23 protein-coding genes are annotated in these 26,687 nt (G+C 64.3%); 4 read left to right on the forward strand and 19 right to left on the reverse strand.

Annotated elements, in window-relative coordinates:
* Window positions 1-45 precede the first annotated feature (45 nt).
* The 14 genes from B0G57_RS15305 to B0G57_RS15370 all read right to left on the reverse strand — a co-directional run bounded on the left by B0G57_RS15305 (window position 46) and on the right by B0G57_RS15370 (window position 15,464).
* Window positions 46-984, reverse strand: a complete 939-nt coding sequence (locus B0G57_RS15305; RefSeq protein WP_018441118.1) for a hydroxymethylglutaryl-CoA lyase — start codon at window positions 982-984, stop codon at window positions 46-48.
* A gap of 56 nt (window positions 985-1,040) precedes the next feature.
* A complete protein-coding gene (locus tag B0G57_RS15310) occupies window positions 1,041-1,991 on the reverse strand; it encodes a 2-hydroxyacid dehydrogenase (protein WP_018441117.1) in 951 nt (316 codons plus the stop codon).
* A 99-nt stretch (window positions 1,992-2,090) separates the two neighbouring features.
* The gene (bioB, locus tag B0G57_RS15315; protein WP_018441116.1) at window positions 2,091-3,137 is read right to left on the reverse strand and encodes a biotin synthase BioB; all 1,047 of its coding nucleotides are present in this window, start codon (window positions 3,135-3,137) and stop codon (window positions 2,091-2,093) included.
* A gap of 90 nt (window positions 3,138-3,227) precedes the next feature.
* The gene (gene bioD / locus B0G57_RS15320; protein WP_018441115.1) at window positions 3,228-3,953 is read right to left on the reverse strand and encodes a dethiobiotin synthase; all 726 of its coding nucleotides are present in this window, start codon (window positions 3,951-3,953) and stop codon (window positions 3,228-3,230) included.
* On the reverse strand, window positions 3,950-5,137 hold the full coding sequence (bioF, locus tag B0G57_RS15325) for an 8-amino-7-oxononanoate synthase (protein WP_018441114.1): 1,188 nt from the start codon (window positions 5,135-5,137) through the stop codon (window positions 3,950-3,952). The genes bioD and bioF overlap by 4 nt, the downstream gene beginning before the upstream one ends.
* On the reverse strand, window positions 5,137-6,552 hold the full coding sequence (gene bioA, locus B0G57_RS15330) for an adenosylmethionine--8-amino-7-oxononanoate transaminase (protein ID WP_102607128.1): 1,416 nt from the start codon (window positions 6,550-6,552) through the stop codon (window positions 5,137-5,139). The genes bioF and bioA overlap by 1 nt, the downstream gene beginning before the upstream one ends.
* A gap of 334 nt (window positions 6,553-6,886) precedes the next feature.
* The gene (locus B0G57_RS15335; protein ID WP_051090046.1) at window positions 6,887-8,203 is read right to left on the reverse strand and encodes a dienelactone hydrolase family protein; all 1,317 of its coding nucleotides are present in this window, start codon (window positions 8,201-8,203) and stop codon (window positions 6,887-6,889) included.
* Window positions 8,204-8,631: 428 nt separating this feature from the next.
* Window positions 8,632-9,084: a YchJ family protein gene (locus tag B0G57_RS15340; protein ID WP_018441111.1), complete on the reverse strand. Its 453-nt coding sequence runs from the start codon at window positions 9,082-9,084 to the stop codon at window positions 8,632-8,634.
* Window positions 9,085-9,122: 38 nt separating this feature from the next.
* Window positions 9,123-10,253 (reverse strand): acyl-CoA dehydrogenase family protein, encoded by a 1,131-nt coding sequence (locus B0G57_RS15345; RefSeq protein ID WP_018441110.1) that lies wholly within the window; start codon window positions 10,251-10,253, stop codon window positions 9,123-9,125.
* A 137-nt stretch (window positions 10,254-10,390) separates the two neighbouring features.
* Window positions 10,391-11,071 (reverse strand): SDR family oxidoreductase, encoded by a 681-nt coding sequence (locus tag B0G57_RS15350; RefSeq protein WP_018441109.1) that lies wholly within the window; start codon window positions 11,069-11,071, stop codon window positions 10,391-10,393.
* A 103-nt stretch (window positions 11,072-11,174) separates the two neighbouring features.
* Window positions 11,175-12,383, reverse strand: coding sequence for an acetyl-CoA C-acetyltransferase (locus tag B0G57_RS15355; protein ID WP_018441108.1), 1,209 nt, complete (start codon window positions 12,381-12,383; stop codon window positions 11,175-11,177).
* Entirely contained in the window at window positions 12,376-13,140 is a 765-nt protein-coding gene (gene can, locus B0G57_RS15360) for a carbonate dehydratase (RefSeq protein ID WP_018441107.1), read from the reverse strand. The genes B0G57_RS15355 and can overlap by 8 nt, the downstream gene beginning before the upstream one ends.
* A gap of 84 nt (window positions 13,141-13,224) precedes the next feature.
* Window positions 13,225-15,060 (reverse strand): bifunctional isocitrate dehydrogenase kinase/phosphatase, encoded by a 1,836-nt coding sequence (gene aceK, locus B0G57_RS15365; protein WP_018441106.1) that lies wholly within the window; start codon window positions 15,058-15,060, stop codon window positions 13,225-13,227.
* Window positions 15,057-15,464: a MerR family transcriptional regulator gene (locus tag B0G57_RS15370; RefSeq protein WP_018441105.1), complete on the reverse strand. Its 408-nt coding sequence runs from the start codon at window positions 15,462-15,464 to the stop codon at window positions 15,057-15,059. Before B0G57_RS15370 ends, aceK begins: the two co-directional genes overlap by 4 nt.
* A gap of 171 nt (window positions 15,465-15,635) precedes the next feature.
* On the opposite strand from B0G57_RS15370, the gene B0G57_RS15375 reads away from it, so the two are divergent.
* Window positions 15,636-16,706, forward strand: coding sequence for an MBL fold metallo-hydrolase (locus tag B0G57_RS15375; protein WP_018441104.1), 1,071 nt, complete (start codon window positions 15,636-15,638; stop codon window positions 16,704-16,706).
* A 4-nt stretch (window positions 16,707-16,710) separates the two neighbouring features.
* Here the strand turns inward: B0G57_RS15375 and B0G57_RS15380 are convergent, their stop codons facing one another.
* Window positions 16,711-17,322 carry a LysE family translocator gene (locus B0G57_RS15380; protein ID WP_018441103.1) on the reverse strand — a complete coding sequence of 204 codons (612 nt, stop codon included), beginning with the start codon at window positions 17,320-17,322 and terminating at the stop codon, window positions 16,711-16,713.
* Window positions 17,322-18,911 carry a B12-binding domain-containing radical SAM protein gene (locus tag B0G57_RS15385; protein ID WP_018441102.1) on the reverse strand — a complete coding sequence of 530 codons (1,590 nt, stop codon included), beginning with the start codon at window positions 18,909-18,911 and terminating at the stop codon, window positions 17,322-17,324. The genes B0G57_RS15380 and B0G57_RS15385 overlap by 1 nt, the downstream gene beginning before the upstream one ends.
* 259 nt (window positions 18,912-19,170) lie before the next feature.
* On the opposite strand from B0G57_RS15385, the gene B0G57_RS15390 reads away from it, so the two are divergent.
* Window positions 19,171-19,575, forward strand: coding sequence for a GFA family protein (locus B0G57_RS15390; protein WP_035468763.1), 405 nt, complete (start codon window positions 19,171-19,173; stop codon window positions 19,573-19,575).
* Window positions 19,576-19,611: 36 nt separating this feature from the next.
* Here B0G57_RS15390 and B0G57_RS15395 read toward each other — a convergent pair whose 3' ends face one another.
* On the reverse strand, window positions 19,612-21,072 hold the full coding sequence (locus B0G57_RS15395; RefSeq protein ID WP_018441100.1) for an NCS1 family nucleobase:cation symporter-1: 1,461 nt from the start codon (window positions 21,070-21,072) through the stop codon (window positions 19,612-19,614).
* A gap of 312 nt (window positions 21,073-21,384) precedes the next feature.
* Between B0G57_RS15395 and B0G57_RS15400 the strand changes: the two genes are divergently transcribed.
* Window positions 21,385-22,368, forward strand: coding sequence for a PfkB family carbohydrate kinase (locus B0G57_RS15400; protein ID WP_026229751.1), 984 nt, complete (start codon window positions 21,385-21,387; stop codon window positions 22,366-22,368).
* A gap of 36 nt (window positions 22,369-22,404) precedes the next feature.
* Window positions 22,405-24,834 (forward strand): glycoside hydrolase family 65 protein, encoded by a 2,430-nt coding sequence (locus B0G57_RS15405; protein WP_223258659.1) that lies wholly within the window; start codon window positions 22,405-22,407, stop codon window positions 24,832-24,834.
* Window positions 24,835-24,856: 22 nt separating this feature from the next.
* On the opposite strand, the gene B0G57_RS15410 is transcribed toward B0G57_RS15405, so the two are convergent.
* Together B0G57_RS15410 and B0G57_RS15415 are read right to left on the reverse strand one after the other, a co-directional pair.
* Window positions 24,857-26,176: an RNA polymerase sigma factor gene (locus tag B0G57_RS15410; RefSeq protein ID WP_018441097.1), complete on the reverse strand. Its 1,320-nt coding sequence runs from the start codon at window positions 26,174-26,176 to the stop codon at window positions 24,857-24,859.
* Between the two features lie 6 nt (window positions 26,177-26,182).
* Window positions 26,183-26,602, reverse strand: a complete 420-nt coding sequence (locus B0G57_RS15415) for a YciI family protein (RefSeq protein ID WP_018441096.1) — start codon at window positions 26,600-26,602, stop codon at window positions 26,183-26,185.
* Window positions 26,603-26,687 lie beyond the last annotated feature (85 nt).

Genomic DNA, 26,687 nt, shown 5'->3' on the forward strand with positions numbered 1-26,687 from the left:
CCGCTTATTGTCGATTCTTTTGACATCCTCGCAGGCCGCGTTGCGTCACGCCTGCTCGCTTGCTTCGCTGCATTGCGCCGCATTTCGCTTTGCGAGCAATGCACGGCCGGCGCGCGACGCGTTGGGTCGGCCGATCGCCGACGAAATGAAGTGGCCGATGTCGACGACTTGATCGAGATCGACGCCGGTTTCGATTCCAAGGCCGTTCATCAGATAGAGCACATCCTCCGTCGCGACGTTTCCTGTCGCGCCCTTCGCGTAGGGACAACCGCCGAGACCCGCCACCGACGCGTGAAAGATCTCGATGCCTTCGAGCAGCGAGGCGTAGATGTTGGCGAGCGCCTGACCGTAAGTGTCATGAAAGTGCCCCGAGAGCCGTTCGCGCGGAAAAACCTTCGTCACGGCCGCGAACACCTCATGCGTGCGCTTCGGCGTGCCGACTCCGATGGTGTCCGCGATGTCTATTTCGTCGCAGCCGAGTTCGGCGAAACGCTGCACCACGTCGACGACCGCGGGCACCGGCACATCTCCCTGATAGGGGCATCCGAGCGCGCACGAGATGCTGCCGCGCAGCCGCAGACCATTGTCTTTCGCGGCTCGCGCGACGGGCTCGAAGCGCGCAACGCTCTCCGCGATACTGCAATTGATGTTTCGCTGCGAGAAAGCCTCGCTCGCGGCCCCGAAGATGACCACTTCGTCGGCCTGCGCAGCCAGCGCGCCTTCGAAGCCCTTGAGGTTCGGCGTGAGCACCGAATAGATCGTGCCGGGGCGGCGCGCGATGCCCGCCATCACCTCGGCGGCGTCGGCCATTTGGGGCACCCACTTCGGCGACACGAACGACGCCGACTCGACGTTGCGAAACCCTGCCGCCGAGAGCCGATCAACGAGCTCGATCTTCACCGCGGCCGGCACCTGCTGCTTCTCGTTCTGCAGCCCGTCGCGCGGGCCGACTTCGACGATCTTCACTGCGCGAGGCAAGGACATGTCATTCTCCAGTCGATTCGTAAGGACTGCCGATCGATATTCGCGATGTTGTTCTCTCAGTACCCCCGCACCGGATCGACGATGCCGCCGATCGGCTCGCCGCGCTCGAGCGCGGCGATCTTTTGCGCGATCTGCGCGATGGCCGGCTCGCGCAGCGTCAAGGCCGCGATATGCGGTGTGACCGTCACGCGCGGCTCCCGCCACAAGCGGTGATCGGGCGGCAGCGGCTCCGTCGCGAACACGTCCAGCGTGGCCGCGGCGATCTGTCCCTGCGCAAGCGCATCCAGCAAGTCCGCCTCGACGACATGCGCGCCGCGCGCGAGGTTCACGAGATAGGCGCCGCGCGCGACCTTCGCGAAAGTCCGACGGTTCAGGATACCGTCGGTATCGGGCGTGCTCGGCAGTAAATTGACGAGCACTTTGAGGCCATCGAGAAACGCGTCGAGATTAGCTTCGCCCGAGAACGTTTCGACACCCTCCAATGTTTTATCGCTCCGGCTATAGCCGCGCACGGGCAAGCCGAGCGATGCCAGGGCCTGCGCAACATGAGCGCCGAGCGCGCCCAGCCCGAGCACGCCGACCGTAAAGGTTTCGCGCGCATGCGGCGCGAGTTCGCGCCAGCTCGGATCGGCTTGCCGCTGCGCGAGTTCGTATTCGTCGAAGCGGCGCATGTAGCGTAGCACCGCGTACGTCGTGTACTCGGCCATTTGTGCCGCCATCCCCGTATCCTCGAGCCGGACGATCGGCACGCCATGCGGCAGCGTTCCCGGCGCTTCGCGCTCGAGCGACAACAAAGCGTCCACGCCCGCGCCGAGATTGAAGATCGCTTTGAGCCCGGCGCGCCGCGCGAACAGCTCGCGCGGGGGACGCCATACGAGCGCGTAGTCGGCATCGGCCACATCGCCGGGCTCCCACGCGCGTATATGCGCCACGGGTAGCGCGCGTGCGAGCGACGGCAGCCAGTGGTCGGCTTCGTTTGCCTGCGGCGTGTGGAAGAGAATCTTCATGCGTGCTGCGTACGGTAGGTCGACGAGTCTCTGAACGAAGGGGCGAACCCTCTCATTCTACTTTCTCGGCCCCGCGCTCGCGAACCCGCACAACGGACTTTAGTCGTTGCGGCATGCCTCTTTGCATACGTCTTGCGCCGCCGGCAGATCCCCCGCGCTCTGCGCGCGTATGCCGAGGCGGTCGAAGAGTTTCCGATCGGCGTCCGCCTGCGGATTGCCCGTCGTCAACAACGCGTCGCCGTAGAAGATGGAGTTCGCTCCGGCCATGAAGCAAAGTGCCTGAACGGCATCGTTCATTTGCTGGCGGCCGGCCGAGAGTCGCACCATCGCTCGCGGCATCGTGATGCGCGCCACGGCGATCGTGCGCACGAACTCGAACGGATCGAGAGGCTCGACTTCGCCGAGCGGCGTGCCTTCGATCGCGACGAGATGATTGATCGGCACGGATTCCGGATAGGGGTCCATGTTCGCGAGTTGCGCGATGAGTCCCGCGCGCTCGCGGCGCGACTCGCCCATGCCGACGATGCCGCCGCAGCAGACGTTGATGCCTGCGCCACGCACGCGTTCGAGCGTCTCGAGCCGGTCCTGGTAAGTGCGTGTCGAAATGATTTGCCCATAGAACTCGGGCGACGTATCGAGGTTGTGGTTGTAGTAGTCGAGGCCCGCTTCGCGCAGCGCCTTCGCCTGATGGTCCTCGAGCATGCCGAGTGTCACGCAGGTCTCGAGGCCCATCGCCTTCACGCCGCGGATCATTTCCTTGATCGGCTCGAGGTGGCGGTCTTTCGGGCTGCGCCACGCGGCGCCCATGCAAAAGCGCGTCGCGCCGTTGTCCTTCGCCGTGCGTGCCGCGGCGAGGACCTCGCCGATGTCCATCAGCTTCTCGGCTTTGAGGCCCGTTTCATAGTGCGACGACTGCGAGCAGTATTTGCAGTCCTCCTCGCAGCCGCCCGTCTTGATCGACAGCAATGTCGAAAGCTGCACGGCGTTCGCGTCGAAATGCTCGCGGTGCACTTGCTGCGCGCGAAAGAGGAGATCGTTGAACGGCAGCTCGTAAAGTGCCGCAACGTCCCCGACGCGCCAGCGAACGGTACCGGGTGTTTGGGGGGCGGCCATCGGCGACGCGCTTTCGGTTTGGGCTTGAGTCATATCGTCGATCCTTCGAGGCTTGGGAACGCTGTTGGGTCGTCGTTCCGAATTCGTCAAAATTCGCGTAAGCGGTGATGGGAGGAAGCGGCGCTAACTCGGCGGCGGCTGAGTACGCAAGATCTTTAGGAGTCCTGCGATATCGATCGTCTGCGCGGCTTGCTCGGGCGAAGCGGGTGCCAGATGCGGCACGATGCCGAGGAGCGGTGCATCGTGTTCGCGAGCGAGCCATTTGAGCACCGTATCGATATTTTCGTCGCGGTACAGCATGGCTGGGTCGACGACATTCGCCACCCAGCCGGCGATGCGCAGTCCTTGCGCGGCGATCGCTTGTGCCGTCAGCAGCGTATGGCTGATGCAGCCGAGGCGCACGCCCACGACAAGCACAACGGGCAGTGCCAATGCGCGGGCGAGGTCGGCCGTGTCGTGTTCGTCGTCGAGCGGCACGCGAAAACCGCCGACGCCTTCGACGACGACGATATCGGCGAGCTTCGCGGCTCGCGCGTGGCACTGGACGATGTGGGCGATATCGAGCGCGACGCCTTCGTGCGCTGCGACGATGTGCGGTGCCGCCGGCGCTTTCAAGAGATACGGCGTGCGCAGTTCGGGCGGCAGCAAAACGCCGCCGGCGGCGTCGAGCTGATCCGCGTCCTCGTTGTGCCATTGCCCGTCGCGCTCGACGGCTCCGGCCGCGATCGGTTTCATCGCCGCGGCGCGTAGGCCCGCGCGCTTGAAGCCGTGCAGCAGGGCGCAAGAGACGAAGGTCTTGCCGATCTCGGTATCGGTACCCGTGACGAAGAGCGAGAGCGGCGCGTTCATGCCTGGCCTCCCTCGTCGATTCGACAGAGCGCTGCTTCGAGCCTGGCCAGATCGTCGAGCGAATGCGCGGCCGAAAGCGAAATGCGCAGCCGCGACGTGCCGGCTGGCACCGTCGGCGGCCGAATCGCCGGCACCCAGAGCCCCTCGGCGTCGAAGCGCGCGGCGAGCGCAAGCGTGGCTTCGTTGTCGCCGATCACGAGCGGCTGAATCGCCGTTTGCGAATCGACGGGCTGCCAGCGCGTTCGGCGAAGCATGGCGCGTGTGCGCTCGATCAGCGTCGCGAGATGCGCACGGCGGGTGTCGCCTTCATCGCTTGCGATCAATTCGAGGCTCGCCGAAACGGCATGAGCGACCGCAGGCGGCGCGGCCGTCGTGAAGATATAGGGCCGCGCGCGCTGCACGAGCCATTCGATCACGGTCTCGTGCGCGACGATGGCCGCTCCCGCCACACCGGCCGCCTTGCCGAGCGTGCAGACATAGACGAGATGCGGCGAGCGCAGCGCGTGCTCGGCGAGCACGCCGCGCCCTTGCGGCCCGAGCACGCCGAAGCCGTGCGCGTCGTCGACGACGAGCCACGCGCCATGCCGCTCGGCGAGCGCCAGCAAACGGCCGAGCGGTGCGATGTCACCGTCCATGCTGAACACGCCGTCCGTCACGATGAGCTTGGCGCTCGAATCGGAGGCCTCGAGCATGGCCGCGAGCGCAGCCGTATCGCCGTGCGGATAGATCTGCACGTCGGCGCGCGAGAGCCGTGCGCCATCGATCAGCGAGGCATGGTTGAGCGCGTCGGAGAAAAGTGTCGTGTCGCGGCCGGCAAGCGTCGTCAGCGTCGCGAGATTCGCCATATAGCCGGTGCTGAACGAGAGGGCGCGCGGCGCATCGACGAAGCCGCCGCAAAACGCCGCGAGATCGTCTTCCAGTTGCGCGTGCGCATGCGAGTGGCCGCCGAGCAGGTGCGAGCCGCCGCTGCCCGCGCCGTAGCGTTTGGCGCCCTCGGCGAGCGCGGCCGTCAACTTCGGGTGCGCGGCGAGGCCGAGGTAGTCGTTGCTCGCGAAGCCTACTATCTCGCGTCCGTCCACGCTCATATGCGCGCCGCAGGGCGTCCCGGCGGTGCGCCGGCGGCGTGTCAGGCCGCGTGCATCGAGATCGGCGAGGGCTTCTCGGAGCGAGTCGAGCAAATGCATCAGCGCTCCTCGCCCGCAAGCGTCGCGTCGAACGTCTCGCGCGTTCGCGCGGCAAGCCATGCGATTTGTTCGTTGTCCAAAATATATGGCGGCATCAGGTAGACCGTCGTGCCGATCGGACGCATCAGCAGCTCGCGCGCAAGCGCGTTGGCGAAGAAGCGTCGCGAGAACGTGCGCGCGGCATCGCCTTCGAGGGCGACATCGAAAGCGATCAGCGTTCCGCGACGGCGCAGATGACGCACCTTCTCGTGCGAGGCGAGCGAGCCAAGCGCCGCGAACAGTGCCGACGATTTCGTCTCGTTCGTGGCCAGCACGTCGTCGGCTTCGAACAGATCGAGCGTCGCGAGCGCCGCGCGGCAAGCGAGCGGATTGCCCGTGTACGAATGCGAATGCAGGAAGCCGCGCGTCGTATCGTCGTCGTAGAACGCGGCGAACACCTCGTCGCGCGACAGCACGATCGACAAGGGCAGATAGCCGCCGCTGATTCCCTTCGACAAGCAGAGGAAATCGGGCCAGACGCCGGCCTGCTCGCAGGCGAAAAAAGTACCGGTGCGTCCGCAGCCGACGGCGATCTCGTCGGCGATCAGATGCACGCGATATTCGTCGCACAAGGCGCGCAGGCCGGCGACGTACGACGGGTCGTGCATTGCCATGCCGGTCGCGCATTGCACGAGCGGCTCGACGATCAATGCCGCGATCCGTTCGGCCCGAGATTCGAAAAGTGCGCGGACGTCTTCGAGCGCGCGCCGGGCCACATCGGCTGCTGTCTCACCGGGCTGCGCGAGGCGCGCATCGGGCGATGCCGCAACGTGCGCGCAACGGATCAGCGGGTCGTAGGCGTCCTTGAACAACGCGACGTCCGTGACGCCGAGGGCGCCGATCGTTTCGCCGTGATAGCCGTTCGCGATGCAGACGAATTCGCACTTCTCATCCATGCCGCTGTTGCGCCAATAGTGGAAGCTCATTTTCAGCGCGATTTCGACGGCCGATGCGCCGTCCGACGCGAAGAACGCATGGCCGAGCGTAGCCTGCGTGAGCCGCGAGAGCCGCTCCGCGAGCTCGACGGCGGCCGTATGCGTGCAGCCCGCGAGCATCGCGTGTTCGAGCGTGTCGAGCTGCGCCTTCAACGCGTCATTGATACGCGGATTCGCGTGACCGAACAGATTGACCCACCATGAGCTGATCGCGTCGAGATATCGGCGCCCGTCGTGATCGAAGAGCCATGCACCTTCGCCGCGCGCCACGGCAACGAGCGGCAGCCGCTCGTGGTGCTTCATCTGCGTGCAGGGGTGCCAGACCGCCGCGAGGCTGCGTGCAACCCATTCGTGTGCGCCCCTTTCGTCCGTCCGGCTGCTGGTGCGTCCGTGCGTCGTGGGACTCGTACTGGTTACTTGCTTGGGAGCGTCGACGTTCATACGCTTCAAAATCTCGTCCGTTGCGTCCGCGCGAGGAAAACGCGGACCTGTCCATCGCTTTGCGAGCTCGCGAGCCGCGCGTTCGTCGCGGCATGCGAGCCAAGGCGGACGTGAGAGTAGCGCGTTCCGTTCGACGATGCACGCACTCCGTGCGGCCGCGAACGGCGCGTTTTGCGGGCCATTCGACGCAGCTCCGGGCGCTTCGGAGCAGATCGCGAACGTTGAATGGCGTTGACGACGGCAGAATGACGCCGCACGCCGGCAAAAATTCATGAAAAACGTGAGCGGCGCGGGCGGTCAGCCGCGCGCCGGTGAGCGAATCGCAATGGCAGACTTACCAGCGGCTGGCAAGCGAGGGATGGGCAACGGTGCCGGTACCGCCGACGCCGCTCGTGTCGTTGCCGCTCGATGGCGATGACGAGGCTGTTTGCGTGCCGTCGTTCCAGACCACCGAGTCGTTGACCGCATAGAGCTGGCATGGCTCGCCGTGGTTCTCCTTGCTGCAATTGGCGAGCGCCACCGACATCGGATCGTCGCCGCCCTCCGCCCACGACCAGGCACCGGAGCTCGCGACCGCGAAGGCACGGCTCGGGAATTGATGCAGGAACTTGCCGTACGCCGCGCGGCCCGCCGAATCGAGATAGGGCACGGCGTTGACCGAATCGACGGCCGCGTAACCCGTCGCTTGCGGCATCGGACGCGTTTCGACCTGGTATTCGGGCCGCGTCGGCATGCCGATGCGCGCGAGGAACGCGTCGACGGCGGGCCACCAGATCGATACGCCGTCGCGATCGACGACGAGCCGGTGGGCGTCGTTCTTGTACGATCCGAAGTCGATCATCTTGGCGCTCGCGCCGTGACCGACATAGGCGGCATACATGCGCTCGGTCAGCTCGCGCGTCCAGATCGAGTCGTTGTCGCCGTAGAGCCAGAGCGACGGCACGTGCGCTTTCTCGCCGTAGGCTTCGAACGCGTTCGTGAGATTGTCCTGCCACCCCGAGCAGGCGTCTTGCCGCAGTCCGCCGGAGAAATTGACGAGGCCGCGCACGCCAGGCGCCGCCCGCATGCCGTAAGCGATCGTCGCCAAACCGCCGTGCGACGTGCCGGCCACGACGATCCGCGAAGCATCGACGTACGGTTCCTTCGACATATAGGCAATCGTGGCGGCGACGTCGTCGGCTTGCGCGTCGCCGTTCTTTTCGACGTCGCAACCTTCCTGGCGGTAGGTGCCGCCGGAATTGCCGAAGCCTTCGCGATTGGGGGCGACGACGACATAGCCGCGGCGCACGAACTCTCGCGCGAACGCGAGCGGACGGCTGCGCGCCTGCGCGCGGGGGTCGCCCGCCATCTTGCCGTGATTGAAGACGATTATCGGAAACGGTCCTGGACCGTTGGGCTTGAAGATCGTGGTTTCGAGCGTGATCGAGCCCGCGCTATCGACCGGAACGCGGACGACGCGCTCATTGAGATCGGCGGCGAGGACCGGCATGTCCGACTCGCCGAACTCGAGGCGTGTCACGTTCGAGGCCGAAAGCGGCCCACCGGGGCTAGTGGCGAGTGCGACGTCTTGCTTCGTTGAGCTCGAGCCCGCATGGACGCTCATCCATGCGCACGCACATGCCAATCCAACCCAAACTTTTTTCCAACTCATGCGCGCCTGCTCAGAAAATCGGTTGTCACGGCGATGGTCCCTCTCTCGTCCATCCCGGATCAGTATCCGCGCTCACTTCGCTGGGCCGTTGCTCGAAAAAAGGCCGGCAATGGTCACAATTCGTCCCATTGGTCGTGCGACGAGGCGTCGCCGGCAATCGGTGGCGAAAAAGCGCGGGAATGTGACGCGCACCCGTTGCGCTCGAAAAATCGATAGGGAGTCCTATCGATCGCCCAAGCGCAGTTCCAGCCGGCGGCGAACGCCTTCGGCTAGCAACGATTCGTCTGAACGATGCACGTCACAAGCGAGCCCAATCGTAGCCCGCCGATATTCGCCTGCGCAATAAAGGAGAACCCGGGCTTGCCGGACATTAACGTCCGGCGTACCGGGTGAAAAGCGATGGAAAGACCGACGGCAGAGCAGCGAGGTTAGCGCTCGCTTACGTCGCCGTCCACGTAGCGCCAGCGTCCATCGTCGCCGCGCGTGAAACGGCTGACTTCTTGCAGCCGGTGTCCGCGACCCCCCGTTTTAAATCGAGCGACGAATTCCACGATGGCGTGCCGATCGTCGAGCGCTTCGAAACGTTTGATCTGAAGCCCCAACCAGCGCGGTGCATCGGGCGCGTCGATGTCGGCCGCGAGATCGGCGGGGCAGGTCGAAGAATCCCATGTCGCGCGGAGGTAGTCTGTGTCGCCGACCACATAGGCCGTATAGCGGGAGCGCATCACCTCGAGCGCCGTAGGCGGCACGGCCGCGCCGCTCAGATAGCGGCCGCAGCACACGGCAAAGCGCGGTGCGGCGGCCGCGGCCCGGCGGTTCGGTGCAGCGCCGCCGCAGGGGCAGGCGCCCGCGACGGGCGCGGTCGGTTGCTTTGCGTTCATCCGGTGTCGGCGGTGTGCGGGGACGAAAACGCCGAATCTTACTCGAACTGCCTTGCAATCAAGATCTTTTGAATATCGCTCGTGCCCTCATAAATCTGGCACACGCGCACGTCACGATAAATGCGCTCGACCGGAAAGTCGGTGACGTATCCGTAGCCGCCGAACGTCTGCAATGCCGCGGAGCAGATCCGTTCGGCCGCCTCCGACGCGAAAAGCTTCGCCATCGCCGCTTCCTTGAGGCACGGCTGACCGGCATCCTTCAGTGAGGCCGCGTGCCAGACCAGTTGCCTTGCGGCTTCGAGCTGCGTCGCCATTTCGGCGAGCCGGAACTGCACGGCCTGGTGGCCGAAAATCAGTTCTCCGAAACTTTCGCGCTCCTTGGCATAGGCGAGCGCGGCCTCGAACGCCGCGCGCGCCATGCCGACGCTTTGCGCGGCGATGCCGATGCGCCCGCCTTCGAGCCCCGACAGCGCGATCCGATAACCTTCGCCTTCGGCGCCGATGCGCTGGGCGGCCGGCACACGGCAATTTTCGAACACGATCTGCGCCGTGTCGGACGAATGCTGCCCGAGCTTGTCTTCGACGCGCGCCATGACGTAGCCGGGGGTATTCGTCGGCACGATGAAGGCGCTGATGCCACGCTTGCCGGCGGTTTTATCCGTCACGGCCATGACGATCGCGACATCGCCATGCTTGCCGCTCGTGATGAACTGCTTGACGCCGTTGATGACATACGCGTCCCCATCCCGCACGGCCGTGGTCCGCAGCGCCGAGGCGTCGGAGCCGGCCTGAGGCTCGGTGAGGCAGAACGCGCCGAGCATCTCGCCGCGTGCGAGCGGCGTGAGCCAGTCGCGCTTTTGCGCGTCGTCGCCGTAGGCGAGCAGGATGCTGCACACGGGGCAATTGTTGACGGAGATCGCCGTCGAGGTTCCACCGTCGCCCGCGGCGATTTCCTCGAGAATCAATGCGAGTGCTAGCGCGTCGAGGCCCGCGCCGCCGTATTCGTGCGGTACGAGCACGCCATATGCGCCAAGCTCGGCGAGCTGCCGATGGACGTCCTTAGGAAATGTCCGTTTCCGGTCCCATTGCGCCGCGAAAGGCGTGACGGCATCGCGCACGAAAGTACGCACCGCATCGCGGATCATCGTGTGATCCTGGTCGAGCACCATATTCGTTTGTCTCCTGGCTGGTTGCCTTGGATTGCTATGTCTGCAGCATTGGGCGGCCCTTGTGAGGCCTTGCGTTCGAGTCGCTGCTGGAAGCCGCGATCGAACGGACGATGCGAGAAGGTGTGATCCGTCTCGTGCTACCACTCGACCGGCGTCCCGTCATACTGCACGAACCGGCCGTTGAAAGCGGCCCGCGCGGCGCCCGCCTGCGCAATGACCTGACGCATGCCGGACACGCTGCGCTCAGGATCGATCGCCGCGTTGGCCCCGCCCATATCGGTACGCACCCAACCGGGATTGAGCGCGATGCAAGTCGCCCGGCGCGTTTGCAGCGAGGCGACGCGCAGCGCGCTGTTGAGCGCGGCCTTGCTTGCGCGGTAAAGCCAGCCCGTCGTTCCCGTCGCCTCGCTGATGCTGCCCATTCTGCTCGACAGCACGGCCAGGACCCCATCCACCGATTCGACGAGCGGCAGCAACACGGGCAGCAACAGCATCGGGCCGCGGACGTTGGTGGACATCACGTGGTCGAAATCGTCGGCTGAGAACGACTCGACGCCTTCCGTCTGCGGCCCGTAGACACCCGCGCAGATGATGGCCACATCGAGCTCTTCGTCTGCGATCACGGCGGCCAACCCGTCGATGTCATCGGGCTCGGTCACGTCGAGCAGAATCGGCTCCGCTTCGAAGTCGGCCTCGATCGCGTCGAGCGCCTCGCCGTCCCGCGCGGTCGCGATGACGCGCCAGCCCGCGCCACGGTATTGCCGCACGAACTCGCGCCCGATGCCGCGCGACGCGCCCACGATCAGTGCTGTCTTCATCGTTCGGACCCCTAACGGACCGCGGAATCTGCGCGGCAGGCGCGCAGCGTCTTGCCCTCAGCCGATCGAGCGCCGCCTGATGCCCGAGGACGCCCGATGCGGGTCACGAGACGATCTCGATTCCCATGGCCGTCGCTTCGCCGCCGCCGATGCAAAGGCTCGCCACGCCGCGCTTGCCGCCGCGCTTCCTCAATGCGCCAATGAGCGTGACGAGAATGCGCGCGCCTGAGGCGCCGATCGGATGCCCAAGTGCGCAGGCGCCGCCGTTCACGTTGACGATCTCGTGCGGCAGGCCGTGTTCCTTCATCGCCGCCATCGTCACGACGGCGAATGCCTCGTTGATTTCATAGAGGTCGACGTCGCTGGCGCGCCAGCCGTTTTTCTCGAAGAGCTTGCGGATGGCGCCGACGGGTGCCGTCGTGAACTTCGCCGGTTCCTGGGCGAACGTGGAGTGGCCGACGACGCGTGCGAGCGGCGCGATGCCGAGCCGCTCGGCCGTGGACGCGCGCATCATCACGAGTGCCGCCGCGCCGTCCGAAATCGAAGACGAGTTCGCCGCCGTGACCGTTCCGGTTTTGCTGAATGCGGGCTTGAGCGTCGGGATTTTCTCGATGTTCGCCTTGAACGGCTGCTCGTCGCGCGCGATCAGGACCTCGTCGCCCTTGCGGCCTTCGATTTTCGCGGGGGCGATTTCCCACGAGAATGAACCGTCCTCGTTGGCCCGCCGTGCTCTCATGAGCGATTCGACGGCGAACGCGTCCTGCGCTTCGCGAGTGAAACCGAACGAGCCGGCGCATTCCTCGGCAAACGTGCCCATCAGACGGCCTTTGTCGTAGGCGTCTTCGAGCCCGTCGTAGAACATGTGGTCGATCACCTGGCCGTGCCCCATGCGCATACCGGCGCGCGCCTTCGGCAGCAGGTACGGCGCATTCGTCATGCTTTCCATCCCGCCCGCGACGATCACATCGGCCGAGCCGGCGGCGAGCATGTCGTGCGCGAACATGGCGGCGCGCATGCCGGAGCCGCACATCTTGTTGACGGTCGTGCAGCCGGTGGAAAGCGGCAAGCCGGCACCGAGCGCGGCCTGACGCGCTGGTGCTTGGCCAAGACCGGCCGGCAGCACGCAGCCCATCAGTGCCTCGTCGACCTGCTCGGGCTTCAGTCCCGCGCGCGCGAGCGCCGCTTCGATCGCAATGGCGCCGAGCCGCGGCGCCGCGAGCGCGGCGAGCTCGCCTTGGAACCCGCCCATCGGCGTGCGCGCCGCGGCGACGATGACGACGGCATCGCTGGACCTCTCTCTTGCATCACTCATGCTTGATCTCCTTGATTACGCCTTCGACGACCGCCTCGACCTTCGTCAGCTCGGCGGCGTCGGCAGCGACGATGTCGATATCGGCCGCGCTCGCCCGCTTGGCGGAAAGCGCGGCTACGCAGCGTTCGTAAGTACTGCCGAGCATCTCGGCGCTCGAAATCGTCATGCCGAGATTGCGCATGCGTCCGTCGTGCACGCCGTAGGTCCAGCCGTGCACCGTGAGTGGCTGGCTGCGCGCCCACGCGTCGTTCACGATCGTCGTGCGACAGACGTTGACCACTTGCTCGATCGTGTTCAATTCGACGAGACGCCGATGCCGGGCCTCGCCCATCGGCCACTCGTCGAGCAGCGCCGCGTGCTTCGCGCGCACGTCGTGAATGTGATGAAGCCAGTTGTCGGCGAGTCCCACGCGCCTGTCGAACAGGGCCGCGCCGACGCCCGAGCAGCCGTAATGGCCGACCACCATGATGTGCTTGACCTTCAGCAAATCGACGGCGAACTGGATCACGGACAAGCAGTTCAGGTCCGTATGCACGACGACGTTCGCGATGTTGCGGTGGACGAACACTTCACCGGGCGGCAGCCCGATGATCTGATTGGCGGGCACCCGCGAGTCGGAGCAGCCGATCCAGAGGTATTCCGGGGTTTGCTGATCGGCAAGCCGCGAGAAGTACTGCGGATCTTCGGCGAGCTTGCGCTTGACCCACGACTGGTTGTTGGCGAAGAGGTGAGCGAGCGGATGGTCTTGATCGTTCATGATGCGTCGTGACGGTGGATTGGATTGATACAGCTCCGGACACTGGCGTCCTCGAATGAATGCCGCGAGCGAAACGGCGGCCGTTCAAGCCGCTCGCTTGCCGTGGCTCGGCTCGTCCGTCGCCTGTGGTTCGGCGCCGGGCGAAGTCTCGTGAAAGCGCTCGGGATAGCGATTGCAAAAACGTGCGTTCCTGTCGTAGGGAAAGAAGTCCGGCAATTCGCCTTTGAGTAGCTGCTCCTTGTGTCTTTGCCAAAGCGCCGGGTCGAAAATATCCGCATGGTGGCGCATGAAGTAGCGGCGCACGGTCGGATCGCCGAGCAGGAACGTGCCGTAGGTTTCGGGAAAGATGTCGTTGGGGCCGACGGCGTACCACGTCTCGGCCGAGAGCTCGTCTTCCTCGCTTTGCGCCTGCGGCACGTGGCGAACGTTGCAGTCGGTCAGGTATTCGATTTCGTCGTAATCATAGAAGACAACGCGCCCGTGGCGGGTCACGCCGAAGTTCTTGTAGAGCAAATCGCCAGGGAAGATGTTGGCCTGGATGAGCTCCTTCACCGCATCGCCGTACTCCTTGACCGCATGCTCGATATCGGCTTCCGTGCCATTTTGCAGGAACATGTTGAGCGGCACCATGCGGCGCTCGATGTAGACGTGCCGGATGATGACGCAATCGCCCTCGTATTCGATCATCGAAGGCGCCTCCCTTTCGAGTTCGCGCAAGAGCGCATCGTCGAGCCGCGCGAGCGGCAATGCGACACTCGAATATTCGAGCGTATCGGCCATGCGGCCGAGGCGGTCGTGCCGCTTCACGAGCAGGTATTTTTCCTGGATCTTCTCGCGCGTCGTATCCTTCGGCGCCGGGAAGCTGTCCTTGATCAGCTTGAACACATAAGGGAACGACGGCAGCGTGAAGACGATCATCACGAGTCCCTTGATGCCGGGCGCGATGATGAACTGATCGCTCGAATGCGAGAGGTGCTTCAGCAGGTCGCGATAAAAGAGGTTTTTGCCTTGCTTCTGCAGGCCGACCGACGTGTAGATTTCCGCCTTCGGCTTGCCCGGCATGATCGTCTCGAGAAAGTCGACGTAGGCGGATGGCACGGCCATATCGACGAGGAAATACGAGTGTGAGAAGCTGAAAATGATCTGCAACTGCTCACGCCTGAGCAGCACGGTATCGAGCGCGAGCAGACCCGGGCGCACATGCCGGATCGGCACGGCGAATGGCAACAGCAGCTCGCCGTTGATGATCCGGCCGATGACGTACGCGGCCTTGTTGCGATAGAACAGCGACGAGAGCACGTGCACCTGGAAGTTGAACGCTTCCTGGAACGGTCCGTAGGTCTCGTGGAGGGTGTCGATGATGCAGGCGACGTCGCGTGAAAGATTTTCGAACGGCACCTCGAGCTGAAAGTTCGTGACGATTCGCTCGAGCGTCGCCGCGAGGCCGTCCTTACCAGGGTAGTAGGCGCGATACGTAGGCTTCGCGGCAGGCTCTTCGTTCTCGAGATATTCGGTCGAGATGACAGGGCGCACGAAGATGAAGTCGTTGTTGAAGTACGACCGGTGCAGGATCTTGCAGCAGACTGAATTGAAGAACGTCTCGGCGCACTCGGGCTGCAGGTGGTTCGTCAGCAGTCCTATGTAATGGAGCCTGATCTGCTGCCAGACATCGTCATCGATTCTCTCGGCGTCGTATTCGTCCTGAAGCAGCTCGACACAGGCTTGGACGCGGTTGTCGTAGGACGCGATCCGGTCGCGCGCGAGCTTTTGCAGTCCGAGCCAATCGGCCGTTTCGAAGAGCGTCTTCGCGCGCGCACCGGCCTCGCGAAACGCACCGTAGTGGCCGTTGAAGCCTTCGAGGATCGACTGCGCCATGTCGAAGCCGATCTGCGAGGAAAGGAGCTTCGGAAAGTGCTTCATGCGCGCACGGCCTCGGCCGCCCCGTTTTCGGCGAGCATGGCTCGGCACTGGGCTTCGTATCGCGCGAGGTCTCCGAGCGTCGCGTTCAGATCGTCGAGCTGGCGCTCGAGCACCTCGCGATGCTGCGCGATCGTGGCGAGAAACGCCCGCAACTGGGGTACCGTGTCGGTCGGCGAGTCATACAGATCGAGCAGCCGGCGAATCTCGGAGAGCGTAAACCCGAGGCGCTTGCCGCGCAGCGTCAACTTGAGCCGCGTGCGATCGCGGCTCGAGTAGACGCGCCGCAACCCGCCCGAGCCCTCCCGCTTCGGCGCGAGCAGTCCCTGGTCTTCGTAGAAGCGGATCGCGCGGGGCGTTACGTCGAATTCGCGCGCGAGCTCGGTGATCGTGAAATGCTGGCTCATGGTGTTCGCTTCGGCTCGGCCGGCATGTGCCCGCGCGGCTCACGCGCTCGCGCATTCGTGCGGCGCTCGCGGGGGCGGCTGCGACTTTCCGGCCGGATCGGGTAGAATCGGTCGACGTTTACGTTATCGTCAACTTCGACAAAGCGCAACCTGCGCGACTGAAACCGTCCGATGAATCCGCTCGAACATCAACTCGACTATCCGTTCGGCGACACGCTCGTCGAGCCGGCCGCCACGCTTGAGGTGGCGCCCGGCATCTACTGGGTGCGCATGCCGCTGCCGTTTGCGCTCGACCATATCAATCTCTGGTTGCTGCGCGACGAGATCGATGGCCGCCAAGGGTGGACCGTCATCGATTGCGGCATCGCGAGCGACGTCATCAGGGGGCACTGGGAATCGATCTTCGATACCCGGCTCCAAGGCTTGCCGGTCCTTCGCACGCTGGTTACGCATTGCCATCCCGATCACCTGGGCCTTGCGGACTGGATCTGCAACGGCGGCGCCCGCGAGCGCTGGAAAGTGCGGCTTTGGATTTCGCTCGGCGATTACATGTTGGGGCGCGTGATGGCGGCCGGCGACGGGTCGAACGCGGGCGGCGAGGGCGCGGCGCGCCATTTTGCGCGGCACGGGGTGACCGATCCGGAGGCGCTCGAGAAGCTGCGCAATCGTAAGGACTACTATTCGAATCTGGTGCCGTCGATGCCCTCGCAGTACCGGCGCCTGCGTGAAGGCGACAAGGTGACGATCGGCGCTCACGAATGGCGCATCGTCACCGGCTACGGACATTCGCCCGAGCACTGCGCGCTTTTCAGCGAAAGCGCGGGTGTACTGATTTCGGGCGACATGGTCCTGCCGCGTATCTCGACGAACGTGTCCGTCTTCGATATCGAGCCCGAGGGCGACCCGCTCGCGCTTTATCTCGAATCGCTCGGCCGGTATGAGTCGATGCCTGCCGATACGCTCGTGCTGCCTTCCCATGGCCGGCCGTTTCGCGGGCTGCATACGCGCATCGAGCAGTTGCGCACGCACCACGACGCGCGGCTTGCCGAGGTGCGGGAAGCTTGCGCTCGCAGCCCGCAAAGCGCGGCCGACATCGTGCCGATCATGTTCCGCCGGCAGCTCGATATTCACCAGATGACGTTCGCGATGGGCGAAGCGCTCGCGCATTTGCATTTGCTCTGGCATGCGGGGGAACTCGTGCGCATCCAGGGCGCGGACGGGGTGATGCGATTCCGCCTATAGCGCGTTATCGATCGACGATCGCAACGACCCCGAGGGCTATGAACAGCGCGCCCGAGAGATACCGGCCGATAGTAAGCGCCGTCCCTTCCGAGCTAACGTTACGGCGAAGCGGATGTGCGAGAACGATGCAGACCAGGTCGGCAATCGTAAAGAAAGCGTTTGCTGCCGCGCCGAGGAGGAATAGTTGCCACCCTACATTGATCGATGCGGCGGGGTCGGCGAATTGCAGCAGGAAGGACATATAAAAGAGCGCCGACTTCGGGTTCGATGCTTCGATGAATGCGCTAGAAAAGACGATTCTGGTCGGCAATCCCGTCTGCACGTTGTGAGCAGGCTTGGTACGCAACCGCTCGATTCCAAGCCAGACCAGATAGGCCCCGCCGACTATCCTCAACGCGTGGTATAGCCACGGGGTCGTTTGCAAAACGACGACCGCTCCGAACGCGACCAGACAGATCTGGAAGAACGCGCCAACGTGAATTCCCAAAGCCGATAACAGCCCCGCCCGGCGCCCGTGCTGCAGCGTCAGCGATACCGTTTGCAACAGGGCGGGACCCGGGATAAAGCCGAAGCCGAGGCAAGTCAAGCCGAACGCGAACATCTTTTCGATAGCCATCAGATGCTGTCTCCGATTACGATACCGAGCTGCCGACACTCTTCCCTGACTCGATCCCGAGCGGTAGCTATTTGGTCCTTGGAGAGGCGAGGCATTACTGCCCTGACATAGTCTCCTATTGCCATTTCACGATCGAACAGGTCAACGCCCCGATAACGATCGGCGACTTGACGCCGCAAACGGTCTTCCGCGATTTCGAGGCCGAGGCGCTTTGATAACTCGGCGGCGGCATCGGGTTCGGTTAGGTAAAGAAAATCCTTGGATCCGGGTTCCGGCGATAGCAACTCAATGTCTGCGCTTACGATCACGTCCCGCCCGCTCCTAAGAAAATCGATATACATCTGTACGTTCGCTTCCATCAGAGTCTCGTTCATTCCAAGGTGACCGAGGACAAAGCCGGCTTTGATCGCCAAGCCGCATTTGCGGGCGTTCCGCAGCGCGCGAAGGTTGGACTCGTACATTTTTGTTGCCGCCACGGCGGCGTCTTTATGTCTCAAGGGCTTGTTGAGGGCCAACAGGGAAAGCGGTGCGCCCGCGTCGACGCCGACAAACAAAATTCTGAAGCCGATTTCTCGCATTGCTTCAAGCACGTGGCCTTTCTCCATGCCATCAGCTCGCGCGTAACCGACCAAGACTGGCCTCTGTTCGAAAGCGAGCGATTGCCACCAAGCAGGGGGTGTTCGCGCCATATCAAGGATCAATCGTGCGAACGTCAGAGGCAATTCGTCGGCGGTGATGTAAAGGTAATCGTATCCGCACAGCCATGCTTTGCGGATGGCTTCCCACGCGTGCGCGCCAGGCAGCTCGTTTTTCCACATGCCGCCGTATTGAATAGAACAGAAGGAGCACGCATCATCGCCGTTGAATTTGATACATCCGCGGCCGATTTCGACGGGGACCCCTTTCTTTACATGTCGCCCGGTCAGCTTGTGAATTCGATCGCCGAGACGGCGCGCAAAGTTGGACGTATATGTCGCCGTATGTTGCAGCCCGCGATCGATCAGACTGTAGTCGACGATCTGGTTGATTCCTTCGCGAATCTGCGGGTCGCGAACAATCTCTTCGTGCTGCCATCGGACGCAGCCAGGGTAGACCCCGTCCGTGCGATGACGCTGTCGATCTCGCAAGTAATCGGCGAGCCCACTGTAGACTTCATTGCCCGCGAACCCGCAATCGATCAAATCCTTATGCCGGACGAGAATCGAATTGCTTAGGGACGAAAAGTGATCGTTGCCCATGATGACAGCGACAGACGGATCGAGATCCTTGATTTCCTTTGCCAGTATGATCGCCGCTTCGTAGTTTGCCGTTATCGCGCTGAGGCATACGGCGAGCGTCTGGTGCATCCGCTCGCGAATCAAGCCAAGGATGGCCGAGAGCGGGTGTACCACGCCATCGACATAGACTGCCTCCATGCCAGGTAGCGAGTCGATGTACGACGCGAGCGAGAGGATGCCCAAGTGCGGGAAGTTTGCCCAGTCGGTGTGCTGCACTCCCTTCGATACGGCGGTTTCTCCGTTTTGCCCTGAGTCAAGGTCATCGCTGTTCGGCGGGTTGACGAAGAAAACGACTGTCCTCAGATTTCTCATTTCGTATAGGTGCGCGTCCGCGCGTAGAACCGGTCACGGATGCACTATGAAGAAACCCTCGGGGGATGACTGGCTGGTACCGATTTCTCAGACCGAATTACCCTTTTTCAATCGGGTTCGCGCGCCGCGACGTCAACGCTGCCATCCGACAGCATCAGTGCGATTTGCCCGTCACATGTGGCGCCGACTGGCAACGTACCATCGCCGCGGCACACAGTTTGCGTTCGAACGACGAAGTTTGAACGACGAGGCGGGCAAAATGCTGACAGGCGGCTGTTTATGCGGAAAGGTTCGTTACGAGGTAACGGGCGCGCCATTTCACTCGACGATTTGCCACTGCGTGGACTGCCGCCGGTGCGCGGCGGCTCCCCTGGTTGCATGGTTCAGCGTGAAGCGATCCGAGTTTCGCGTCGTCCAGGGCACGATCGCGCGCTTTGCGTCGAGCAAGCCGGTCTTGCGCACGTTTTGCGCGGACTGCGGCACTCCGCTAACGTACCAACACGACGATTTCCCCGACGAAATCGACGTGACGACCTGCAGCCTCGACGCGCCCGATGCCGTCCCGCCGGACGATCACACCTGGGCGTCGCAACGTCTGCCTTGGCTGCCGATTTCGGACGGGTTGCCGCAGTACCCACACGGCCGCGACAAAGCGGCCGTGTGAGCAGCGCGTACGGCTCGGTTGGCCGGATCGGTCAGCTCAAACCCGCGCGGTCGGCACAATCGCGGCGCGCGGCCGCAGCGCCGCCATGATCAGGTACATGCAACCGCCGATCAGTACGCCGAAGAACCATCCGTAGGTGTTCCACCAGACGGGCAGCAGAGAGGTAAGGTTGGGCAAAAAAGTCGAAAACACACTGCCGACGCCGGCGGAGACGATCGCGTTGACGTTCCAGCCGCCTTCGTAGCGGTATTCGCCGTGCTCCTCGTAAAGCGCCGCGACGTTGATGTTGCCTTTGGCCACCAGGTAGTAATCCGCGAGAATGACCCCCAGCAGCGGGCCCATCGTCGCGCCGATCGCGTTGACGAAGTGCGCCGCATTGCCTTCCCAGGGCGCGAAGGGATAGAGCACGAGCGCAATCAGCGCGGCGATGTAGCCGCCCCGCTTGAAGCTGATATGTTTCGGGAACACGTTCGAAATATCGAACGCCGCGGACACGAAGTTGGCCACCACGTTGATGCCCAGCGTGGCCACGGCGAACGTCAACGCCGCGATGAGTGCCAGCACCCAGCTGTCGAACTTGGCCGAGATCTGCTCGGGATGGAGCAGCGCTTCACCATAGACCTTGAAGGCGGCGATAGTCGTGATACCCGCTACGAGCGAGAACGCGATCAGGTTGACGGGCAGCCCCCAAAGATTGCCTTTCTTCACCGCGTCGCGGTTTTTTGCGTAGCGCGAGAAGTCGCAAAAATTCAGGTATAGCGCCGCGAAGTAGGTGATCCAGGTTGCCCCCACCGCCATCAGCGCCCAAAACGAACCGGGTTCACCGCTGATGCCGGCGTCCTTCGTTTTATCGAGCAGCACGTTCATCGGAATGCCGTGGGAGAACGAGAAGCCGCCAGCCTTGATACAGAGGCCGATCGCGAGAATCAGCATGGCGACCCAGACCGCCGGGCCAGCCCAGTCCTGGAATCTGCGCACGGTCTCCATCCCTTTCTGGATGATGAGCAACTGCAGCGCCCATATGACCACATAGCAAATCACCTCCAGCGTGGAGTGGCCGAGCAACTGCGAGCTCTTCTCGAACGCCATCAGGCTGTCGTTGCGCACGAGCAGCGCAACCACCGCGCCCGAAGCCGCCGCCGTCTGTGCGCCGTACCAGAAGCAGGCGACCACGGCGCGCACCAACGCCGCGAGATTGGCGCCCCATACGCCGAACGACGCGCGCGCCAAAACCGGGTAGGGTACGCCCGTCTTCTCACCGGCGTAGCCGATCAGGTTCATGAGGGCGAAGATCACGAGCGAGCTGAGCCCGATCGCGAGCAAGAAATTGACGAAGCTGCCGCACAGCAGAAAGAGGCTCGCGGCGAGGTAGTAGCCCCACAGGCTGTGCACGTCCGAAGTCCAGACGTTGAAGATGCTGAAGGCCCCCCACTTGCGCTCCCGCGCTGGCGCCAGGTCTTCGTTGTAGAGGCCCGGCGAAGGATTGCGGATTTCCATCTGTCATCTCCTTTGAATAGGTGGATCAAGGAAACACCGCCGGATACTCCTTTTGGGGTGGAGATGCTCCCGCGTATGAAGCCAAGGGACAGGGAAGAGCTGGACGTGCTTTACCGCGCCGTTAGGACCAATCGAAGGCCATTATTGCGCGCGAAAAAAAATAAGGGCAAGCAGGCGAAGCGCGCGTTTGGCCGATGACCGGCTCGGCAAGCGGTGGCCTTTGCGGTTCTGGCAACCTCGATGCGGTGCTCCATGACGGCGCACGGCATGCGTCTTGCGGCGCAATCAGACAAATCCTCACACGCCGTGGATATGGAAACCGTAATCAGCATCGGCAGCATCAACGCAGACTTCCAGATGCGCGTGGATGAGCCGCCCGGCGGGAAAGAGACGCTTGCCGGCCGCGAGCTCATCCGCCCCTCGGGCGGCAAGGCGGCGAACGTCGCTTATCTCGCGCGGCTGCTCGGCATCGAGAGCCGGCTCATCGGCATGGTCGGCGACGACGACCTCGCTTCGCAGGCGCTCGACCCGTTGCGCCGAGCCGGCGTCGATGTGTCGCGCGTGCGCGTCGCGACTGGCCACGCCACGTCCGTCGCCGTCATTCTCGTTCCGCCCGACGGCAAGAAGCGGATCGTGCATGTCTACAACGCGAACGACGTCTGGGACGAAGCGGCCCTCGCCGCGCTCGAGCACGAGATCGAGGCGGCGCCGCGCTCGGCCGTCGTGACGGTCGACGCGGAAATCGCGACCGATGCGGCGGCGCTCGCGATCCGGACCGCAACGCGCCGAGGCTTACGCGCCGTACTCGATCCGTCGCCAACGGAGCGAACATCGGTTTCGCCGATTGCCGATTTGCTCCCGGACCTTCATGCCATTACCCCCAACAATGAAGAGGCCACCGTACTGACCGGCATCGAGATCAAAGACGACGAAAGCGCGGCGCGCGCCGCCGAGGCGCTTCATGCGCGCGGCATTGCGCTCGCGTGCGTGAAGCTTGCCGATGGCGGCTGCGTTGCCGCATTTGACGATTCGACGCTGTTCATCGCGGCGACCCCTGTTGCGGTCGTCGATACGACGGGTGCGGGCGACGGCTTCACGGGCGCGCTGTCGATCGCGCTCGCGCGCGGTGTGCCGCCCGACGAGGCGGTGTTGTATGCCGCCGCCGTCTCGCATTGGAGCGTGACGCGCTATGGTTCGCAGGCGGCCTATCCCGGCCCGGACGAACTGCAGCCGATGATCGAGCGTCTGCGCGGCGGAGTGCGTCGCGTGCCGCGCGGTCAGCGCGTCCATCGTTGAGCCGGGAACCTGAACGTGTCCGAACACGGCGTCCGCTTGAGTCGTTATGATCGCGCCGACGAGCGGCGGCGCGAATCGTTGCTCGGGCTCGGCAACGGCATGCTGTTCGTGCGCGCGAGCGCGCCGGAGGCGGGGTTACTCTCGCTGCTCGCCGAAGACGGGACCGTCGCGGCGCAGCCGGGCGCGCGGGAACACTCGGCGTGCCACTATGCGGGCACTTACCGCGCGGGTGTCTACAACGAGCTGGAAAACAAGATCGATGCGCAGTCGGCCCCCGTACGAATGAGCTTCATGCCGCGTCTGCCCGACGCGACGCCGCTGGCGGTGCGCCCGCGTGGCGGCCAATGGCTGTCGCCTGACTTCGCGAAGGTGCTGGAATACCGGCACGAGCTCGACCTCGAACATGCGCTCGCCTACCGGACCTTGGTGCTCACTGCGGGCGGCCGCACCACGCGCATCGTCGAAACGCGCCTCGTCAGCGCGGCCCATCCTTACTTCGTGCTCGTGCGCTGGCAGGTGGTGCCGCTCGATTGGTCCGGTACGCTCGAAATCGGCGCGGGCATCGAAGGTCGCGTGCGCAACACCAACGTCAAGCGTCATGCGGCCTATGTCGGCCAGCACGTGGTCGGCATCGAGTGCGAGGCGTGCGGCGACGATCGTCTCTTGCTGACCGCGCGCCTCAGCGGGTCGAGCGTCGAGATCGCCGTGGCGACGCGCCTCGAGATCGAAACGGCCGGCGCTCGGTCTCGCGCGGAGAGACGCTTCGAACACGCCGCCGAAGCGATCGCCGAAGTGCATGAGGTATCGGTCGAGGCGGGTCGGGCACTCACGATCGACAAGCTGATCGCCGTGCAGACATCGCGCGACCATACAGTCATGGGCGTATCCGACGCGGCCCTCGCGACACTCGAGCACGTCGCCGACGTCGATGCGCTCATCGACGCGCATCAGCGTGCGTGGCACGCCGACTGGTCGAGATGTCGAATCGTCGCCGACGATCGTGATTTGACGCATCAGCTCGACATCCGCTTCTTCCATTTGCTGCAGGCGCTCTCGCCGTTCGCGGGGTTGCAAGATGCCGGCATACCGGCTCGCGGCTGGCAGGAGGCCTATCACGGGCACATCTTCTGGGACGAGATTTTCGCGGCGCCGATGTTTGCCGTGCGGCAACCGGAAACGGCTAAGACACCTCTGTTCTATCGCTTCCGGCGTCTCGACGCGGCGAGGCAGATGGCAAGAGAAGCCGGGCTGACCGGCGCGATGTTTCCATGGCGCAGCGCGACGACCGGCTACGAAGAGACGCCACCCTATCAAATGAACCTCGTCAGCGGCCAATGGATGCGCGACGAGACGCGGCTCGAGCGGCACGTCGGCGCCGCGATTTGCTGGAATGTCTGGACCTACTTCTGCGCGACGGGCGATTGGGCGTTTCTGTCGCGCTATGGCGCGCCGCTCGTCGTGGAGATCGCGCGCTTCTGGTCCTCGCTTGCCTCGTTCGACGACACACGCAAGCGTTACACGATCGGCGGCGTCGTCGGCCCGGACGAATACCACGATGGGTATCCATGGCGAGACACGCCGGGGCTCGACGATAACGCCTACGTGAACGTCATGGCCGTATGGTCGTTGCTGTGCGCGCTCGAGGTGCTCGCACGGCTGCCCGCCGGTCGCCGCGATGCCCTCTGCGCGACACTCGCGCTGACGAACGACGAGCTCGCCCGATGGGAAGACATTGCTCGCCGCATGTTCGTGCCGTTTACGCATGAAAACGTGATCGCGCAGTTCGAAGGCTTCGATCGGCTGCTGCCCTACGAGCAGGCAATCGAAGCGCGGCAAGCGGATACGCGTCTCGACTGGGCGCTCGATGCGCGCGGCGACAGCACGAACCGCTATCAGGTTGCGAAGCAGCCTGACGTGGTGATGCTGAACTACCTGCTCGGCGACGATACGCTGCAGGCGCTTTTGCAGCGCCTCGGCTACGCGTTCGACGACGATGCGGCACGCCGCACGGTCGGCTACTACATCGACAGAATGACGCACGAATCGACGCTTTCACGGATAAGCTGCGCCGGCGCGCTGGCGCGCATCGACTCTGACCGCTCGTGGCAGTACTTCGTCGATGCGTTGCGCGTCGACGTGGATCCACAAGCGGGATCCTCGCCGCAGGAAGGCCTGCACCTCGGCGCGTTCGCGGCCGTGCTCGACGTGCTGCAGCGCCGCTACGTCGGACTCGACTTCGACTTCGACGCCATTCGAATCTTCCCCGCGCTGCCGCGAGCGTTGCCGCCGCTCCACTTTTCGTTTCTCTATCGCTGCGATCGGTTTTCGATCGAGACGTCGGCGCGAAACTGCATCATCGCGTCGGACAGCGCCAACCGCGCTGCCGTGCGCGTCCGAAGCCCAGCGGGCGACGAGACGCTCGCGCCCGGTGGATCGCTCACGATCGAGTCGCGGCACGCACGCTGACGAGCGACGTGACGCTCACCCGCTAGCTCGCGGCACCGCCACCGGCCCGTGACATCTCGCGCACGCGCTCGAGCAACAGCTCCCGCTCCCGTCCGTTTTGTGTCATCGTCGCGGCCCGCTCGAATTCGGCGCGCGCTTCGTCATAACGGCCCAGCTTTGCGAGCAGGTCGCCGCGCACGCTCGGCAGCCAGTGATAGCGGGCGAGCGCGGGCTCGGCGGCCAGCGCCTCGACGAGCGCGAAACCGGCTTCGGGCCCGAATGCCATCCCAACGGCGACTGCGCGATTGAGCTCGACGACGGGCGACGGGCTGATTTGCACGAGCGCGTCATAGAGCGCGACGATCTGCTCCCAATCGGTCTCTTCGGCCGTATGCGCGCGCGCATGGCAGGCGGCGAGCGCCGCTTGCAGCGCATACGGTCCGAGCGCGCCGCCGAGCGATTCGGCTCGCGCGAGCGCGGCGAGCCCACGTCGGATCAAGAGCGGATCCCAGCGCGAGCGGTCCTGGTCGGCAAGCAGAATGGGCCGGCCGCGCGCATCCGTCCGAGCGTGAAGCCGCGACGCCTGGAGCTCCATCAGGGCGACGAGCCCATGCACCTCGCTTTCGTCGCGCGCGAGCTCCGCGAGTATCCGCCCGAGACGCAGCGCCTCGTCGCATAGCGCGGGACGCATCCAGTCGTCGCCGGCTGTCGCCGCGTATCCCTCGTTGAAGACGAGATAGATGACTTCCAGCACGGATGCCATGCGGGAACCGCGCTCTTGCGCGCTCGGCACTTCGAACGGGACTTTTGCCGCGCTCAGCGTGCGTTTCGCCCGCACGATGCGCTGCGCGATCGTCGGCTCCGAAACGAGAAATGCGCGCGCGATTTCGTGCGTCGTGAGGCCGCCGAGAAGACGCAGCGTCAGGGCCACTCGTGCGTCGGTCGACAGCACCGGATGGCAGGCGGTGAAGACGAGCCGCAGGAGGTCGTCGCCGATGTCGTCGGCGCGCTTCGCATCGAGCGAATCGACGAAGTCGGGCACGACGTGCGCCTCGAGCGCGTCGAGCTCGTGGCCCATCGCTTCGTGCTTCTTCGCATGAAGCGCATCGAGCCGCAGCTTGTCGAGCGCGCGGTTTTTTACGGTGGCCATGAGCCATGCGCCGGGGTTGTCGGGCACGCCTTGTCGCTGCCAGTGCTCGAGCGCGGCAACGAGCGCGTCTTGCGCGAGTTCCTCGGCGACGCCGATATCGCGCACGTAACGCGCCGCATGCGCAACGACGCGCGCCGATTCGATCCGCCAGACGGCTTCGATCGCCCGGTGGGTCGCGTTTGTCACCGCGTCAGCCGCATCGTTGCCGTTCACGGTCCGTTATCGCTTCGACGTTTGCAGCTCGCGGAAGCGCTCGATATCGGCGCTCGGCTCGAAATCGTCGAGCTCGTAAAGCTGCCGAACCTCGATCTCCCCATCGGCCGATTCGCCGAACGGGGCGGGAAAGCGCCGCGCCCATTCCATCGCCTCTTCGCGCGAGCGCACCTGAATCAGCGTATAGCCCGCGATGAGCTCCTTGGTGTCGGCAAACGGGCCATCGATCACGGTCCCCTTGCCGCCTGAATAGCGAATACGCCAGCCCTGCGCGCTCGGCCTGAGACCGGTCGCATCGAGCAGCACGCCGGCTTTCGCCAGCTCTTCGTGATAGGCCGTCATATCGGCGAGGATCTTGTCGCCGGGGCCCGGCAAGATACCTGCTTCGGTCTGCGCGTTCGCTCGCACCATGATCATGAATCGCATCGTTCGCTCCTTGTTCAGCGCGGATTGATGGAATGCCCGAACCTTTAACGGGCTCCTGTCGATACGACGAACGAACCGGGACCTC

It is taken from the genome of Trinickia symbiotica, assembly GCF_002934455.1.
Lineage (GTDB): Bacteria > Pseudomonadota > Gammaproteobacteria > Burkholderiales > Burkholderiaceae > Trinickia > Trinickia symbiotica.

Bases quoted from the DNA above. Each gene is read 5' to 3' on its own strand.
- B0G57_RS15415 (WP_018441096.1), bottom strand. From the start codon at position 26,602: ATGCGATTCATGATCATGGTGCGAGCGAACGCGCAGACCGAAGCAGGT.
- bioA (WP_102607128.1), bottom strand. From the start codon at position 6,552: ATGAACGTCGACGCTCCCAAGCAAGTAACCAGTACGAGTCCCACGACG.
- B0G57_RS15395 (WP_018441100.1), bottom strand. From the start codon at position 21,072: ATGGAAATCCGCAATCCTTCGCCGGGCCTCTACAACGAAGACCTGGCG.
- B0G57_RS15390 (WP_035468763.1), top strand. From the start codon at position 19,171: ATGCTGACAGGCGGCTGTTTATGCGGAAAGGTTCGTTACGAGGTAACG.
- bioD (WP_018441115.1), bottom strand. From the start codon at position 3,953: ATGAACGCGCCGCTCTCGCTCTTCGTCACGGGTACCGATACCGAGATC.
- B0G57_RS15385 (WP_018441102.1), bottom strand. From the start codon at position 18,911: ATGAGAAATCTGAGGACAGTCGTTTTCTTCGTCAACCCGCCGAACAGC.
- bioF (WP_018441114.1), bottom strand. From the start codon at position 5,137: ATGCATTTGCTCGACTCGCTCCGAGAAGCCCTCGCCGATCTCGATGCA.
- B0G57_RS15400 (WP_026229751.1), top strand. From the start codon at position 21,385: ATGGAAACCGTAATCAGCATCGGCAGCATCAACGCAGACTTCCAGATG.
- B0G57_RS15355 (WP_018441108.1), bottom strand. From the start codon at position 12,383: ATGAGTGATGCAAGAGAGAGGTCCAGCGATGCCGTCGTCATCGTCGCC.
- B0G57_RS15335 (WP_051090046.1), bottom strand. From the start codon at position 8,203: ATGAGTTGGAAAAAAGTTTGGGTTGGATTGGCATGTGCGTGCGCATGG.
- bioB (WP_018441116.1), bottom strand. From the start codon at position 3,137: ATGACTCAAGCCCAAACCGAAAGCGCGTCGCCGATGGCCGCCCCCCAA.
- B0G57_RS15345 (WP_018441110.1), bottom strand. From the start codon at position 10,253: ATGGTGCTCGACCAGGATCACACGATGATCCGCGATGCGGTGCGTACT.
- B0G57_RS15375 (WP_018441104.1), top strand. From the start codon at position 15,636: ATGAATCCGCTCGAACATCAACTCGACTATCCGTTCGGCGACACGCTC.
- B0G57_RS15340 (WP_018441111.1), bottom strand. From the start codon at position 9,084: ATGAACGCAAAGCAACCGACCGCGCCCGTCGCGGGCGCCTGCCCCTGC.
- B0G57_RS15380 (WP_018441103.1), bottom strand. From the start codon at position 17,322: ATGGCTATCGAAAAGATGTTCGCGTTCGGCTTGACTTGCCTCGGCTTC.
- B0G57_RS15370 (WP_018441105.1), bottom strand. From the start codon at position 15,464: ATGAGCCAGCATTTCACGATCACCGAGCTCGCGCGCGAATTCGACGTA.
- can (WP_018441107.1), bottom strand. From the start codon at position 13,140: ATGAACGATCAAGACCATCCGCTCGCTCACCTCTTCGCCAACAACCAG.
- B0G57_RS15310 (WP_018441117.1), bottom strand. From the start codon at position 1,991: ATGAAGATTCTCTTCCACACGCCGCAGGCAAACGAAGCCGACCACTGG.
- B0G57_RS15305 (WP_018441118.1), bottom strand. From the start codon at position 984: ATGTCCTTGCCTCGCGCAGTGAAGATCGTCGAAGTCGGCCCGCGCGAC.
- aceK (WP_018441106.1), bottom strand. From the start codon at position 15,060: ATGAAGCACTTTCCGAAGCTCCTTTCCTCGCAGATCGGCTTCGACATG.
- B0G57_RS15350 (WP_018441109.1), bottom strand. From the start codon at position 11,071: ATGAAGACAGCACTGATCGTGGGCGCGTCGCGCGGCATCGGGCGCGAG.